Source organism: Xanthomonas sp. LF06-19, assembly GCF_034105425.1.
Classification (GTDB): Bacteria; Pseudomonadota; Gammaproteobacteria; order Xanthomonadales; family Xanthomonadaceae; genus Xanthomonas_A; species Xanthomonas_A sontii.
On sequence record NZ_JAXGGH010000001.1, the window covers coordinates 290,343 to 305,407 of the forward strand.

Annotated in this window: 16 protein-coding genes; 8 read left to right on the forward strand and 8 right to left on the reverse strand. The window is 69.4% G+C overall.

The window, feature by feature from the left end:
* Positions 1-11: 11 nt before the first annotated feature.
* The 4 genes from SLW55_RS01245 to SLW55_RS01260 form a co-directional block, all read right to left on the reverse strand.
* Positions 12-383, reverse strand: coding sequence for a DUF423 domain-containing protein (locus tag SLW55_RS01245; RefSeq protein ID WP_267093667.1), 372 nt, complete (start codon positions 381-383; stop codon positions 12-14).
* 101 nt (positions 384-484) lie between these two features.
* Complete coding sequence (locus SLW55_RS01250) at positions 485-1,651, reverse strand: polyketide cyclase (protein ID WP_017907694.1); 1,167 nt, start codon at positions 1,649-1,651, stop codon at positions 485-487.
* A gap of 456 nt (positions 1,652-2,107) precedes the next feature.
* Positions 2,108-2,749: a response regulator transcription factor gene (locus SLW55_RS01255; protein WP_017907693.1), complete on the reverse strand. Its 642-nt coding sequence runs from the start codon at positions 2,747-2,749 to the stop codon at positions 2,108-2,110.
* On the reverse strand, positions 2,749-3,939 hold the full coding sequence (locus SLW55_RS01260; RefSeq protein WP_267099033.1) for a sensor histidine kinase: 1,191 nt from the start codon (positions 3,937-3,939) through the stop codon (positions 2,749-2,751). The genes SLW55_RS01255 and SLW55_RS01260 overlap by 1 nt, the downstream gene beginning before the upstream one ends.
* 140 nt (positions 3,940-4,079) lie before the next feature.
* Here SLW55_RS01260 and SLW55_RS01265 point away from each other — a divergent pair, with 140 nt between their 5' ends.
* The 5 genes from SLW55_RS01265 (at position 4,080) to SLW55_RS01285 (ending at position 7,164) form a co-directional block, all read left to right on the forward strand.
* Positions 4,080-4,673, forward strand: coding sequence for a GNAT family N-acetyltransferase (locus SLW55_RS01265; protein ID WP_010341204.1), 594 nt, complete (start codon positions 4,080-4,082; stop codon positions 4,671-4,673).
* 2 nt (positions 4,674-4,675) lie between these two features.
* Positions 4,676-5,437, forward strand: coding sequence for a septum site-determining protein MinC (gene minC, locus SLW55_RS01270; RefSeq protein ID WP_320744347.1), 762 nt, complete (start codon positions 4,676-4,678; stop codon positions 5,435-5,437).
* 36 nt (positions 5,438-5,473) lie between these two features.
* Positions 5,474-6,283, forward strand: a complete 810-nt coding sequence (gene minD / locus SLW55_RS01275) for a septum site-determining protein MinD (RefSeq protein WP_010340244.1) — start codon at positions 5,474-5,476, stop codon at positions 6,281-6,283.
* 2 nt (positions 6,284-6,285) lie between these two features.
* On the forward strand, positions 6,286-6,543 hold the full coding sequence (minE, locus tag SLW55_RS01280; protein ID WP_017910131.1) for a cell division topological specificity factor MinE: 258 nt from the start codon (positions 6,286-6,288) through the stop codon (positions 6,541-6,543).
* A gap of 126 nt (positions 6,544-6,669) precedes the next feature.
* Positions 6,670-7,164, forward strand: coding sequence for a hypothetical protein (locus tag SLW55_RS01285; protein WP_152240200.1), 495 nt, complete (start codon positions 6,670-6,672; stop codon positions 7,162-7,164).
* 10 nt (positions 7,165-7,174) lie between these two features.
* Here the strand turns inward: SLW55_RS01285 and SLW55_RS01290 are convergent, their stop codons facing one another.
* Positions 7,175-8,488: a HAMP domain-containing sensor histidine kinase gene (locus tag SLW55_RS01290; RefSeq protein WP_017910133.1), complete on the reverse strand. Its 1,314-nt coding sequence runs from the start codon at positions 8,486-8,488 to the stop codon at positions 7,175-7,177.
* Positions 8,478-9,179: a response regulator transcription factor gene (locus SLW55_RS01295; RefSeq protein WP_010340248.1), complete on the reverse strand. Its 702-nt coding sequence runs from the start codon at positions 9,177-9,179 to the stop codon at positions 8,478-8,480. Before SLW55_RS01295 ends, SLW55_RS01290 begins: the two co-directional genes overlap by 11 nt.
* Positions 9,180-9,483: 304 nt before the next feature.
* Here SLW55_RS01295 and SLW55_RS01300 point away from each other — a divergent pair, with 304 nt between their 5' ends.
* The 3 genes from SLW55_RS01300 to SLW55_RS01310 all read left to right on the forward strand — a co-directional run bounded on the left by SLW55_RS01300 (position 9,484) and on the right by SLW55_RS01310 (position 14,066).
* On the forward strand, positions 9,484-10,263 hold the full coding sequence (locus SLW55_RS01300; RefSeq protein ID WP_267099032.1) for a phosphatase PAP2 family protein: 780 nt from the start codon (positions 9,484-9,486) through the stop codon (positions 10,261-10,263).
* Positions 10,260-11,921 (forward strand): phosphoethanolamine--lipid A transferase, encoded by a 1,662-nt coding sequence (locus tag SLW55_RS01305; RefSeq protein WP_017915118.1) that lies wholly within the window; start codon positions 10,260-10,262, stop codon positions 11,919-11,921. Before SLW55_RS01300 ends, SLW55_RS01305 begins: the two co-directional genes overlap by 4 nt.
* A gap of 126 nt (positions 11,922-12,047) precedes the next feature.
* Positions 12,048-14,066 (forward strand): M2 family metallopeptidase, encoded by a 2,019-nt coding sequence (locus SLW55_RS01310; RefSeq protein ID WP_267099031.1) that lies wholly within the window; start codon positions 12,048-12,050, stop codon positions 14,064-14,066.
* Between the two features lie 30 nt (positions 14,067-14,096).
* Here the strand turns inward: SLW55_RS01310 and SLW55_RS01315 are convergent, their stop codons facing one another.
* Both SLW55_RS01315 and SLW55_RS01320 read right to left on the reverse strand, forming a co-directional pair.
* The gene (locus SLW55_RS01315; protein WP_017911298.1) at positions 14,097-14,627 is read right to left on the reverse strand and encodes a GNAT family N-acetyltransferase; all 531 of its coding nucleotides are present in this window, start codon (positions 14,625-14,627) and stop codon (positions 14,097-14,099) included.
* Between the two features lie 3 nt (positions 14,628-14,630).
* Complete coding sequence (locus SLW55_RS01320) at positions 14,631-15,041, reverse strand: hypothetical protein (RefSeq protein WP_017910138.1); 411 nt, start codon at positions 15,039-15,041, stop codon at positions 14,631-14,633.
* Positions 15,042-15,065: the final 24 nt, after the last annotated feature.

Genomic DNA, 15,065 nt, shown 5'->3' on the forward strand with positions numbered 1-15,065 from the left:
AATTGCCGGCCTCAGCGCCGCAGCGCGTCCACCGCCCACAGCAGCCAGCCCAGCATCAGCGTGGTGCCACCGATCGGCGCCAGACGCGTCGGCCACTGCGCCAGCGCGTTGCCGGCCAGGCTGCCGGAGAACAGCACGGTGCCGAGCAGCAACAGGCACAGCGCACTCCGGGCGAGCAAGCGCTCGCTGCGGCGTCCCAGCGCCGCCAGCGCCACGCCGTGGCCGAAGGCGTACAGCGCCGCGGTCTGCAGGTGCGATTGCGCCAGGGGCTCGGCCACGCCGTGCGAAGCATAGGCGGACAGGCCGATGGACACGGCCGCCAGCAGCGCGCCGGCACTGCACAGCCAGAACGGCCCGCGCGTACGGCGATCGAACGTCAGCATGAGGGTTTCCTCCGGGAGCGCGGCAGCGTTTGCCGGCCCCATAAACAGAACGCGCCGCAAGATGCGGCGCGTTCCGGTTCACTCGTCCACCAGGGCAGGACTTACTTGATCGCCCAGTAGATGTCGTAGGTGCCTTCCGGCGTGAACGACTTGTCCACTCCGCCCTTCCAGGCTTCGTACGGACGGTCGGTCACGTCGTAGCCGCTGGTCGCGGCCCAGGCACGCAGCGCATTGCGCGCCGCATCCAGGCCCGCCATGTGGCCGGTGTAGCTGGCGAAGGCGGAACGGTGCGCTTCGGTACGCAGGTAGGTGACCGGGGCGCCCTGCGGGATGGTCACCTTCAGCGGCTCGCCGGAGGCGGCAACCGGGGTGGCATCGACCGGCGCGGCGGCCACGTCGTCCTTCTTGTCGTCCTTCTTCTCATCCTTCTTGGCGTCGTCCTTCGGCGCGCCACCGGCACGCTTGCGGACCGGCTGGGCGACGTCGAACGCGTACTTGTCCGAGCCGAAGTCGGTGGTGACGATGCGCACCGGACCGGCCGCTTCCAGGCCGTTGGCGTCCATCACCCGCTTGATCCACTCCTGGTTGTCCTTGATGGACTTCTTGATGGAGTCGTTGTCGCGGTCGATGTTGCCGGCGTTGACCACCAGCAGGTCCTCGGCCGGGACGTCGACGACCTTCAGATCCTTCAGCGGGGTGTCGTCGGAGCGGTAGTCCACGTTCGGCACGGTGGCCAACACGTTGCTCAGGCGCGACAGACCCAGCTTGATGTCGTCGCCGACATGGCGGCTGACGTACAGGCCGGCGTAACGACCCAGCAGGTCCCAACCGTACTTGACGGTGTAGTCCTGGGTGATCTTCACGTTGCGGCCGTTCTTGCCGGTCGACTCGAGCTTGAAGGTGGTGGTCTTGTCCTTGCCCTTGGTCTCGTCCTCGATGGCGATGACCACGTCCTTGTTCTTCTCGGTCGAGGTGATGGTCCAGCTACCCTTGCCGATGTAGCCCTCCTTGGAGCTGTAGTCCAGGCGCGCGCCGACACCGGATTCCGGGCCGGAGAGCTTCAGCTCGATGCGCGGGTCGCGCAGCACCAGGGGGTTCCAGTCCTTGAACCGACGCAGGCTGTTGACCGTGTCATAGACGATGGTCATGCGCCGATTGGTCTCGACGCTTTCGGACATGTGACGCTCCGAGGGCAGCACCACGCCGACAATGACGAACAGGCCAGCCACGATCCCCAGGGCGATCAGGAACTCGATAATACGGGTCATTCAGGAGGTCTCCGGGGCCGATCCCACGGCCGGGTTGATGAAGCGAAGCGCCCATCCTAGCAGGCTTCGCTGTCCGTGGTCAGCACATCACGGAACGCCGCTTCGCCCCGCGCCGCAACGGCCTTGCGCGGTGCCGGCAGCGCCGGTGCGCGCGGCGCCAGGGACGACCAGACCATTGTCCCGATGACGGCGGCGGACAGGCCGACGCACTCAGGACCTGCCCGCATCGAATCGAGCAACGGCGGCACTCTCGGACAGCCGGAGGTGTCCGGGCCACGCCAAGCCGAGGCCAGACCACTTGCCTGCGCGCGACAGGCGCGACAACGCCATGCCGGCACGGTTTGCATGGCCTCCGGTGACACGGGACCCGGCCGGCGCGCGCGCGACCCGCCTCCGCCGGCCGTCATCCTGTCTCGTTCAGACCACCTGCGGCGCCGCGCGGGGCATCCTGCCCGGTCAGACCAGCTGCAGCTCGAACGCCTTCAGCACCGCCCGGGTGCGGTCGCGCACGCCCAGCTTGGACAGGATGTTGGAGACGTGGTTCTTGATCGTGCCCTCGGCCACGCCCAGCGAGTTGGCGATCTCTTTGTTGGAGAAGCCGCTGGCCATCAGCCGCAGGATCTCGGTCTCGCGGTCGGTCAGCGGGTCGGGCCGGTCCAGACTGACGAAGTCGTTGCGCATGTGCTCCAGGCCGGACAGCAGGCGCTGGGTCACCGCCGGCTGCACCAGCGAGCCGCCGGCGGCCACGGTGCGGATCGCGCCGACCAGCTGCTCCAGCGACACGTCCTTGAGCAGATAGCCCTTGGCCCCGGCCTTGAGCCCGGCCAGCACCAACTGGTCGTCGTCGAAGGTGGTCAGGATGATGGTCGGCGGCAGCGCGGCGGCGCGCGACAACGTCTGCAGCGCCTCCAGCCCGGACATCGACGGCATGCGCATGTCCATCAGCACCACGTCGGGCAGCACCTGCGGGATCAGCTCCACCGCCTGGCGGCCGTCGCTGGCCTCGGCCACCACCTCGATGCCGCCATCCAGCGCCAGCAGCGAGCGGATGCCCTGCCGCACCAGGGTTTGATCGTCGACCAGACACACACGGATCATCACAACACTCCTTGGGGAACGGCGGGCGGCAGCAGGGTGGCGGCGCCGGGGACCGCGGCGCGCAGGCGGAAGCCGGCACCCGGCGCGACCACAACGTCCAGGCTGCCGCCGTACTGGCTCAGGCGCTCGCGCATGCCGCGCAGGCCGTTGCCGGGGGCCAGGGTCTCGCAACCGCGGCCGTCGTCGCGCGCCTGGATCACCACCTGCGGGCCGTCGCGGCGCACCTCGATCCACAGATTGTCGGCCTGGGCGTGGCGCACCGCGTTGGTGATGATTTCCTGGGTGCAGCGCAGCAACACGTGCGCGCGCTCGGGATCCTCCACGGTCAGCGGCTCCTCCACCTGCAGATGGATCTGCAGCGACGGCACCCGCTCTGCCAGCGGCCGCAGCGCCGCCGCCAGGTCGATCGCGCCGCTGTCGCGCAATTGGCTGACCGCCTCGCGCACGTCGGTCAGCAGCAGCTTGGCCAGGGTATGCGCCTGCTGCACGTGCTCCTGCGCGCGGCCCTCGGTGATGTGGCCGGCCACTTCCAGGTTCAGGCTGAGCGCGGTCAGGTGGTGGCCGAGCAGGTCGTGCAGTTCGCGCGAGATCCGCGTGCGCTCGTTGACCCGGGCGCTCTCGGCCAGCAGCGCGCGGGTGGCGCGCAGCTCGGCGTTGAGCTGGCGCTGCTCCTCGCGCGCCTGGGTCTGCTGGCGCGCGACCAGGCTGGTGACGAAGATGAACATGGAGAAGCCGCCGTACAGCAGCGACTGCATCAGCGCCTCGAACGGAGGGAAGCCGATGGTCAGGTACACCGGCAGCACCGCCAGCTGGCTCAGCAGCAGCCAGGCCACGCCGGCGCGCACCGGCAGCAGCCAGGGGATCACCCCGGCCGCGACCATCATCAGGATGCTACCCAGCCCCGAGCGGTGCAGGTAGCCGACCGCCAGCGCGCAGATGGTCAGCAGCACCAGCATGCCGCGGTCGTACCAACGCACGCCGTCGCCGCTGTGCAGACGCCGGGTCAGCAGGAAATAGACCACGCCGAAGCCCAGGTAGCTGGTCAGCAGCAGCCACACCTCGCCGCTGGGCATCCGTCCCGATTCCTCGACCGGCTCCCAGTACAGGTACAGCAACGGCATGCAGATGACGGCCCAGGTGAACAGGCCGGCATAGCGCAGGACGCGGGTGTGGCTGAGATATCCCAACATGCAGCCATCTTAGGATGAACGGCGCGCATTGCACTCCCACGGAAGTCATGCCGGCGCGGCTCGCCGCCCCGGGTCGCGCGTGCGATAATCCGCCCCTGCGGTCCGCACGGGGCCGCGCGCGCATCAGCAATGGAGTCTCAATGTCGATCGTCATCCGCGACGTGCGCGAGCACGAGCTCGATTCGGTCCTGGCCCTGAACAACAACGCCGGACTGGCGATCCTGCCGCTGGATTCGGCCAAGCTGCACCGCTTCTACGAAACCGCAGAGTACTTCCGCGTCGCCGAGCGCGACGGCAACCTGGCCGGCTTCCTGGTCGGCTTCGGCAGCGACAGCGACCACGACAGCAGCAACTTCGCCTGGTTCCGCGAGCGCTACCCGCAGTTTTTCTATATCGACCGCATCGTGGTGGCCAGCCGCCGCCGCGGCGGCGGCGTCGGCCGGGCGTTCTACGCCGACGTGCAGAGCTACGCCGAGTTGCGCTACCCGCAACTGGCGTGCGAGGTTTTCCTGGATCACGGCGCCGATGCGGCGCTGCTGTTCCATGGCAGCTTCGGTTTCCGCGAAGTGGGCCAGAACACGATGAACGAAGTGGAGGTGCGTGCGAGCATGCTGTTGAAGGATCTGTGCAGTTACGCCTGGGTGCGCGAAACCTACGGCGACACCCTGCCCGACCTGCCCTGGGCCGGCCACGCCCATCGTCTGCAGCGGGCGCAGCGCCCGACCGGGACCTGAGCGTGTCGTCGGTGAATCTGGACTTCGAGCAGGCCGGCGAACTGAAGATCGGCCAGGTCGGCATCGCCAACCTGCGCGTGCGCACGCTGGACGTGGCGCGGCTGAGCCAGGAGATGCGCGAGCGCGTGCAGCGCGCGCCCAAGCTGTTCGGCCGGGCCGCGGTGATCATCGATTTCGGCGGCCTGGCGCAGACCCCGGACGTGGCCACCGCGCAGGCGCTGCTGGACGGGCTGCGCGACGCCGGCGTGCTGCCGGTGGCGCTGGCCTACGGCACCCGCGAGATCGAGGAACTGTCGGTGGCGCTGGGTCTGCCGCTGCTGGCCAAGTTCCGCGCGCAGTACGAGCGCTTCGATGGCGGCGCGCCCGCTGCGGCGGCGGCACCGGTCTCGCCGCCGTCCCCGCCTCCGCCGCCGCCTGCTCCGGCGGCGCGGCCGCAACCCGGGCGCATGCAGAAGAGCGCGGTGCGCTCCGGACAACAGCTGTATGCGGAGAACTGCGACCTGACCGTGGTAGCCACCGTCGGCGCCGGCGCCGAGGTGATCTCCGACGGCAGCATCCACATCTACGGCACGCTGCGCGGCCGTGCGCTGGCCGGCGCCCAGGGCAACACCGAGGCGCGGATCTTCTGCCGCGACTTCCACGCCGAACTGGTCGCCATTGCCGGCCACTACAAGGTGCTGGACGATATTCCCAAGGAACTGCGTGGCAAGGCCGTCCAGGTCTGGCTGGAGCAGGACCAGATCATGATCGCCGCGCAAGACTGACGCGGCCCAACCTCGAACGTATCAGGAGATAGTCCTTTGGCTGAAATTATCGTTGTCACCTCCGGCAAGGGCGGCGTCGGCAAGACCACCACCAGCGCGAGCCTGGCCTGCGGGCTGGCGCGACGCGGCAAGAAGGTCGCCGTGATCGACTTCGACGTGGGCCTGCGCAACCTCGACCTGATCATGGGCTGCGAGCGCCGCGTGGTGTACGACTTCGTCAACGTGGTGCACAACGAAGCCACGCTGAAGCAGGCGCTGATCAAGGACAAGCGCTTCGACAACCTGTTCGTGCTGGCCGCCTCGCAGACCCGCGACAAGGACGCGCTGACCCAGGAAGGCGTGGAGAAGGTGCTCAAGGACCTGGCCGCCGACGGCTTCGACTACATCGTCTGCGATTCGCCGGCCGGCATCGAGAAGGGCGCGTTCCTGGCGATGTACTTCGCCGACCGCGCGGTGGTGGTGGTCAACCCGGAAGTGTCCTCGGTGCGCGACTCCGACCGCATCCTCGGCCTGCTCGACTCCAAGACCCACAAGGCCGAGAGCGGCAAGAGCCTGCCCGCGTTCCTGCTGCTGACCCGCTACAGCCCGGCACGCGTGGAAACCGGCGAGATGCTCAGCATCGGCGACGTGGAGGAAGTGCTCGGCCTGAAGGCGATCGGCGTGATCCCCGAATCCGGCGACGTGCTCAACGCTTCCAACAAGGGCGAGCCGGTGATCCTGGACGCCGAATCCCCGGCCGGCCAGGCCTACGAGGACGCCGTGGCGCGCATCCTCGGCGAGGAACGTCCGATGCGTTTCATCTCCGTGGAGAAGAAGGGCTTCTTCACCAAGTTGTTCGGAGGGTGAGCATGGGACTATTCGATTTCCTCAAGACCAAGAAGAACACCGCCGAAACCGCGAAGAACCGCCTGCAGATCATCATCGCGCAGGAACGCAGCCAGCGCGGCGGCCCGGACTACCTGCCGCTGCTGCAGCGCGAACTGCTGGAAGTGATCAAGAAGTACGTCAACATCGACGCCGACGCGGTCAAGGTGGACCTGGTCAAGGACGGCGAGCACGACGTGCTCGACATCTCCGTCGCCCTGCCGGAAGGGCCGACGCCCTGAGGCCGCGCGTCGGCCGTGGCAGCCGCCGCGGCTGACGCGTCGATCCGGGCCGGCGCCGCGACGCGCTGTGCCTGCCGTGATCGGGCGCGCCCGCCGCGCCTTTTCCATCCCGACGACCTCCACACGATGCAGACCGATACCGCCCTCCCCGCCGCCGCCCAGGTGCTGACCGTGGGCGCCATCGGCCTGGACGCCCCGCGTGCGCTGCTGGCCGGCTACGGGCTGACCCTGCACCGCGTCGCCGACGGCGCCGCCATTCCCGGCAGCTACTGGGGCGAGCCGGAGGCGGGGGTGATCGCCAGCGACGTCTATGTGCGCGACGACACGCCGGTGCATTCGCTGCTGCACGAAGCCTGCCACCTGATCGTGCTGCCGCCGCAGCGGCGCGCGCAGGTGCATACCGACGCCACCGACTCGGTGGAAGAAGAAGACGCCACCTGCTACCTGCAGATCGTGCTGGCCGACGCCCTGCCCGGCGTGGGCCGTGCGCGGCTGATGGCGGACATGGACGCCTGGGGCTACACCTACCGGCTGGGCTCCACCCGCGCCTGGTTCGAACAGGACGCCGACGACGCGCGCGCCTGGCTGGCGCAACGCGGGCTGCTGCCGGCGCAAGCCTAGCCCGTCGTCCTTACGACGCGGGCGACGGCGGCGACGCGCCGGGGCGCTTCAGCGCGCTGCTCAGGTCCAGCGTCGCGCGGGTGCCGCTGCCGGCCAGCGAATCCAGGTGCAGCGCCCAGCCCAGGTGCTCGCACAGCCGCGCGATCAGGTCAAGGCCGATACCGCTGCCCTCGCGGCTGCCGCCGCCGCGCGCCATGCGCATGTAGATCGCGCTGATCTCTTCCGGGCTCATGCCGTGGCCGGGATCGTCGATGCAGACCACGCCCGGCGCCAACATCGTGATCTGGATCTGCCCCTTGTCGCTGTTCTCGATGGCGTTGCGCAACAGGTTGCCGATGGCGACCTGCAGGATCGCCAGCGGCGTCTCCACCTCGCACGGCGGCATCGGCGCCAGGGCCAGCTCCAGGCGCTTGTCCGCGCACAGGTGGCGGTGGTCCTCGACGATCTCCGGCAACAACTGGTCCAGCCGCACCAGGTCGCTGCCACGCGCCATCCGCGCCGGATCCTTGGCCAGCACCAGCAGCAGCGAGATGAGTTGGCCGACGCCGCTGGCGGTACGGCGGATGCGCAGCAACTGGTTGCGCACGCTGGGCGGTACGTCGTGCTGCTCCAGCGCCAGCTCGGCGGCGCCGCCGATCACCGCCACCGGCGTGCGCAGTTCGTGGCTGGTGCTGTCGATGAAGGCGCGCTCGCGCTCCACGAACAGGTCGTTGCGCGCCAGGTAGTCGTTCAGCGCTTCGGCAATCACCACCTGCTCGGCGCTGGCGCGCGGATGCACCTCGATGCGCTGCCCGGGCCGGTCCGGGCGCAGGCTGCCGATGCGCTGGGCCATGTCGATCAGCGGCTGCACCACCCGGCCCATGCCCCAGGCCACCAGCGCGCCGAGCAGCAGCACCGCCACCGCGTTGGACACCAGCATCCACAGCGCCAGGTTGTCCTCGTGGTCGTGCAGTTCGGTGATGTCCAGCGCCAGCGCCAGGCGGCGGCCGCGCACGTCCTGCACCAGCACCACCTTCTCGCTGCCTTCCAGTTGCACTTCGTCGTGCAGGCCCGGACCCAGCGCCGTCACTGCCGGCGGCAGCGGTGCGCCACCCTCGTCGCCGTACAGGCTCACGGTGCGGGTGTCGATCCAGCGATAGTCCGGGTCGGCCGCGCTGCGCGCCAGGAAGTGGTCCAGCTCGGAGGTCAGCAACGAACGCCAGGTGAGCTGCTCGGCCTGGTCGTTGACGATGTAGCCATGCACGAACACCGCCAGCGACAGCAGCGCCGCGTAGCCCACCAGCCACAGGGTCAGCCGCTGCCGCAGCCCGGCCCTAGTCGGCATGCTCGCCCTCGTGGGGGCCGACCACCGCCAGGCGGTAGCCGATGCGCGGCAGGGTGTGGATCAGCTTGGCCGCGAACGGGCCATCGACGCTGCGGCGCAGGTCGTAGATGTGCGAACGCAGCATGTCCCCGTCCGGCGGCTCGTCGCCCCACAGCGCCTGCTCCAGGCGATCGCGGGTGACCGCGGCCGGGCTGGCCTGCATCAGCACCTCCAGCAGCTTGCGACAGGCCGGGTACAGATGCAGGGTGCGCCCGCCACGGGTCACTTCCAGCGTGGACAGGTCCAGCTGCAGGTCGCCCACGCGCAGCAGCTTGCTGCGGCCGCGGCCGCTGGCGCGCACCAGCAGCGCCTCCAGCCGCACTTCCAGTTCCGGCAGCGCGAACGGCTTGGTCAGATAGTCGTCGGCGCCGGCGCGGAAGCCGGCGATCTTGTCCGGCAGCTCGTCGCGCGCGGTCAGCATGATCACCGGCACGTCGGCATGGTGCTCCTCGCGCAGCGCACGCAGCACCTGCTGCCCGTCCAGGCGCGGCAGCATCCAGTCCAGGATCAGCGCGTCGTAGCGCTGGGTGGTGGCCAGGTGCAGGCCGGTCACGCCATCGGGCGCCGCGTCCAGCGTGTGGCCGCGCACCTCGAAGTAGTCGAACAGATTGGCGACCAGGTTCCGGTTGTCTTCTATGACCAGCAGCCGCATGGGCGCGCTCGAATTCGGGGGACGGACCTGCCCATGCTAGCGGAAGCGTGTCGGAACGAAGTCAGAACGGCCGCGCGCCCTTGATCGAATCTCGACAAACCCTGGAAGGAATCCCAACACGACATCCTCAGGCTGGCATTCCTGCCGGTCACGGACTTGTATGGCCCGGCGCTTGCATCAGTGCGGCGGTGCGCAACCTTCGCTGAAGCCCGGGCCCTCTCACCGACAGTTCCGACAGCTATCCGACACCGGCAACCCGACCATGCCCCCACTTTCCCGCCGTCCCTGGCCGCTTTCGTCGACCATGATCAGTACGCCCCTGCGATTGTCCGCTGCGGCGGCGCCCCACCTCGGCGCACGCCGGCATTTCTATTTGTTCCACCTCTGGGTGCCGCTGGCGCTGGTGCTGCTGGCCAGTGGCGTGCTGATGGGCCTGGGCGGGGATTTCTGGATCGCCGACCTGCTGTATCGCTGGGAAGGCGGACAGTGGGCGCTGAAGGATGCTGCGCTGACCCGTAGCCTGATCCACCACGACGGCAAGATGCTGAGCGCGGCGGCATGGGCGGTGACCGCCGCGCTGGCGGTGTGGGCCTGGCGCCGTCCGGATGCCCGCCGCTACCGGCTGCCGCTGCTGTACCTGCTGCTGGCGGTGGCGCTGAGCACCGGCGTGGTGTCGCTGCTGAAGTCGGTGACCCACATGGACTGCCCCTGGGACCTGACCCGCTACGGCGGCGAGCGGATCTTCGTGGGCCTGTTCGAGACCCGCCCGGCGGGCATGCCGCGCGGGGTATGCTTCCCCGCCGGTCATTCCAGTGCCGGCTATGCCTGGGTGGGGCTGTACTTCGTCGCGTTGGCGCTCAAGCCGGCCTGGCGTTGGCCAGCGCTGGCGATCGGCCTCGGGGGAGGCCTGCTGTTCGGTCTCGGCCAACAGCTGCGCGGCGCGCATTTCATGTCGCACGACCTGTGGACGCTGGCCCTGTGCTGGGGCGTGGCACTGGGCCTGTACCGGGCGATGCTGTGGCCGCGCGCGACCCTGTCGCAGGCCGATCGACGCCCTTCCACTACCAACGATTCCGCCGCATGAGCCATTCCGTCGCCCCGCCCTCGCCGTCCACCGCCTCCCGCGCCCGCTGGTGGGCCTGGCGCCCGCAGTTGAGCAACGAGATGCTGGCGCTGGCGGCCAGCGCGTTCTTCGCCCTGGCCTGCAACGGCATGTTCTGGCGCAGCGCGATGAGCGGCCACGGCGGCGACGTGAAGCTGGCGCTGTCGCTGTTCCTGCTGCTGCTGGCGGTGCACGGCCTGCTGCTGGGCCTGCTGCTGTGGCGCGGCATCGCCAAGCCGGTGCTGACGGTGCTGCTGATCACCACCGCGTTCGCCGCGCACTACATGAACAGCTACAGCGTCTACCTGGACGCGGACATGCTGCGCAACGTGCTGGCCACCGACCACAAGGAATCGCGCGAGCTGATGACCCCGGCGCTGATCGCGCCGCTGCTGTTCTACGCGGCGCTGCCGATCCTGGTGCTGTGGCGCGTGCGGCTGATCCGGCGTTCGCCGCTGAAGGCGCTGGCGATCCGCGCCGGCTTCCTGATCGGCATGCTGGCGCTGGGCGGCGTCGCTGCGATGCTGTCGTTCCAGGACCTGTCGGCGATGATGCGCAACCATCGCGAGATCCGCTACCTGGCCACGCCGATCAATTACCTGGTCGCGCTGCGGCAGAACTTCAAGTCCGACAGCCCCACGCGCAAGGCGCCGAAGCTGCCGCTGGAACACGACGCCAAGGCCACCGCGCGTGCGCCGGGCAGCAAGCCGCGGCTGCTGGTGGTGGTGCTGGGCGAAACCGCCCGCGCGCAGAACTGGGGCCTCAACGGCTATGCGCGGCAGACCACGCCGGAGCTGGCCAAGCGCGACGTGATCAATTTCCCCGACATGCACTCCTGCGGCACCAGCACCGAAGTCTCGGTGCCGTGCATGTTCTCGCCGTTCGGCCGCCACGACTACAACGAGAGCAACATCCGCAAGCACCAGTCGCTGCTGCACGTGCTCGAACACGCCGGCATCAGCACGCTGTGGCGCGACAACCAGTCCGGCTGCAAGGGCGTGTGCGACGGCCTGCAGATCCAGCACCTGGACGACGCCAAGGATCCGCAGTTGTGCAAGGACGGACGCTGCATGGACGAGATCCTGCTGCAGGACTTGGCGGCGCAGGTGCGCGCCAAGCCCGGCGACCGCGTGGTGGTGCTGCACCAGCTCGGCAGCCACGGCCCCAGCTACTTCGAGCGCTACCCGGCCGCGTTCCGCCGCTTCACCCCGACCTGCGACACCGCCGACCTGGGCAACTGCAGCCGCGAACTGATCACCAACGCCTACGACAATTCGCTGCTGTACACCGACCACCTGCTGGCGCGCACCATCGACGCGCTGCAGGCGATGCCCGACTACGACACGGCGATGATCTATCTCTCCGACCACGGCGAGTCGCTGGGCGAGAAGGGCCTGTACCTGCATGGCGTGCCCTACGCGATCGCGCCGCAGGAGCAGACCCACGTGCCGATGGTGATGTGGTTCTCGCCGGGTTTCGCCAGCGCGCGCGGCCTGGACCTGGCCTGCCTGCAGGCGCGGTCGCGCCGCTACGCCGACCAGGACAACCTGTTCCCGTCGGTGCTGGGCCTGATGCAGGTCAGGACCGGCGTCTACGACCATGCGCGCGACCTGTTCGCGCAGTGCGCCAAGCCGCAATGACCGCCGGCCCACGCGCGGTCGTGGCGTAAGCGGACGCGGCGGCGCGACCCAGAGCGCGCCGCCCGAACTTGCGGCGGTGCGGGCGGGCCACTAGCCTTCCGGGCAATCGCCCTGCAAGGATTCGCCGTGACCCATCGCTCTCCGCTGCTCGCGCTGTGCCTCGGCGCGAGCCTGCTGACGCTGTCCGCCTGCCGCAAGGAACCCGCGGCCGAGACCGCCGCCCCCGCCGCGGCCCAGCCCCAGGGCGAGAGCGCCGACCAGTTCGTCGCCCGCATCAACGAGGAGTACCGCGCGCTGCTGCCGGAACTGACTGCGGCGCAGTGGCTGTCGGCGACCTACATCAACGGCGACAGCGAGCGACTGGCGGCCAGGGCCAACGCGCGCTGGCTGACCACGCTCAACGGCTGGATCGCGCAGGCCCGGCGCTACGACGGCAAGCCGATGTCGGCCGACAGCGCCCGCGCACTGCGCCTGCTGCAGCAGATGACCGCGATGCCGGCGCCACGCGATCCGGCGCGACTGGGCGAACTGGCCGCGCTGGCGACGAAGATGGAAGGCGCCTACGGTGCCGCGTCCTACTGCACCGGCGAGGGCGACGCGCGCCGTTGCCGGCAGTTGGGCGAACTGGAGGACGTGCTGCGCCGCAGCCGCGACTACGACCAGCAACTGGATGCCTGGCAGGGCTGGCACGCCGCCGTGCAACCGATGCGCAAGGATTACCAGCGCTTCGTCGAACTGGTCAACGAAGGCGCGCGCGACATGGGCTACGCCGACACCGGCGCACTGTGGCGCAGCGGCTACGACATGCCGCCGGCACAGCTCGCCGCCGAGACCGACCGGCTGTGGACCCAGGTCAAGCCGCTGTACGAACAACTGCACTGCTACGCGCGCGGCAAGCTCGACGCCGAGTACGGCAAGGACAAGGGCGAACTGGCCGGCGGCCTGCTGCCGGCGCACCTGATGGGCAACATGTGGCAGCAGGACTGGAGCAACCTGTGGGACCTGCTGCAGCCCTACCCCGGCGCCGGCAGCCTCGACATCACCGACGCGCTGGAGCGGCAGTACCAGGGCAACCTGAGCGCGGCGCTGGCGCGGCGCAATGGCGACACCTCGGTGGACGCGCGGTTCATGGCCCAGCGCGAGGCGCAGTTGCTCAGCGCACGGCAGATGACCGAGCGCGCGCAGGACTTCTACACCTCGCTGGCGATGCCCAGGCTGCCCGACAGCTACTGGACGCGCAGCCAGTTCATCAAGCCGCTGGACCGCGACGTGGTCTGCCACGCCAGCGCCTGGGACATGGATATGGCCGGCGACGTGCGCACCAAGATGTGCGTCAAGCCGAACGAAGAGGACTTCACCACCGTCTACCACGAACTCGGCCACGTCTATTACGACCTGGCCTACAACCCGCTGCCGCCGCTGTTCCAGGCGGGTGCCAACGACGGCTTCCACGAAGCCATCGGCGACACCGTGGTGCTGGCGATGACCCCGCAGTACCTGCATTCGATCGGCCTGGTCGACGCGCCACAGGTGGGCCGCGAGGCGCTGATCAACGCGCAGATGCGCATGGCGCTGAGCAAGGTCGCGTTCCTGCCGTTCGGGCTGATGATCGACCGCTGGCGTTGGGGCGTGTTCGACGGCTCGATCGCCCCGGACCGCTACAACCAGGCCTGGTGGGAGCTCAAGGCCAGGTACCAGGGCGTGGCACCGGCGACACCGCGCGGCGAGGACTTCTTCGACCCCGGCGCCAAGTACCACGTGCCGGCCAACACCCCCTACACCCGCTACTTCCTCTCGCACATCCTGCAGTTCCAGTTCTACAAGAGCCTGTGCGACGCCGCCGGCTACAAGGGCCCGCTGTACGAGTGCACCTTCTACGGCAACAAGGAGGCCGGACAGAAGTTCTGGTCGATGCTGCAACGTGGCGCCAGCCAGCCGTGGCAGGCCACGCTCAAGGAACTGACCGGCAGCGAGCGCATCGACGCCGGCCCGCTGCTGGAATACTTCGCGCCGATGCAGGAGTGGCTCAAGCAACAGAACCAGGGGCGGATGTGCGGATGGGAGGCGTCGGCGCCTGTCTCGGCGCAAACCACCTCGCCCGCATCCCCTACGCCGGCCCCGACCACGCCACCGTCTCGGCATTGAGCGCTGCCAGCCGCATGGGCCACCGCCAGCTCAGTCGTCCGCCAGCCGCGCCCAGCGCTCGTGGTCGCGCCAGACCCCACCGATGCGCAGGTAGCGTGGCGAATAGCCTTCGCGGCGGAAGCCGGCGCGCTGCGCCAGTGCCAGCGAGCGGGTGTTGTCCGGCTGGATGTTGGCTTCCACCCGGTGCAGGCCCAGTTCGGCGAAGGCGTAGGCCACGCACAGGCGCAGCGCATGCGTCATCAGCCCGCGGCCTTCGCAGCCGGCCATGGCGTGGTAGCCGAGGTAGGCGCTCTGGAAACAGCCGCCGACCACCTGGCTGAAGGTGAACAGGCCGGCGAGCGCGCCGCTGCTGCGTTCGCGCGCCAGCAGGGCGATGTTGCTGCCGTCCAGGGTCTGCGCGTACCAGGCCTCGAAGCCAGGCACATCGGTGAACGGGTAGGTCCACGGGTGATGCAGGGCGACGCTGGCGCGGTGCGCCTGGATCAGCGCGATGCCGTCGCGGCGCCGCACCCGCGCCAGCGACACGGCCTCCTGCGCAGCCTGGCCCGCGCTCTGGCCCATGCCTCAGGCCGGAGCCGCCGCGCCGTCGTCGCGACGCATGACCTGGGCGTGGCGCGTCTTGAACTCCTCGAAGCTAAGGCCCTGCGCCTGCGCATCGGCCTGCGCCGCGTCCTTCAGCGCGTCCGAGTACATCAGCCGCACCGGCGTGCCGGCGCGCTCGTGCAGCTCCGCCGCCTGCATGATCAGCGAGAGCACCTGCGCGGCGCTCTCGCTCTGCCCGGCGATGCGCCCGTCCATGCCCAGCACCCACTCGCCGTCGCGGCGCACGATGCCGGCCAGCAAGGTGCGCTGCTGGTCGCGCAGTTCCGCATGCGGTTCGATGGGCGCGGCCGGCGCGGCGCCCTCGGCGCGGTGGCGCAGGCGTTCGGCCAGCTTCTTGCGCAGGTCGCGGCGCTGCTTGGACTGGATGGACATGCGGTTTCCTCAACGATGACCCGA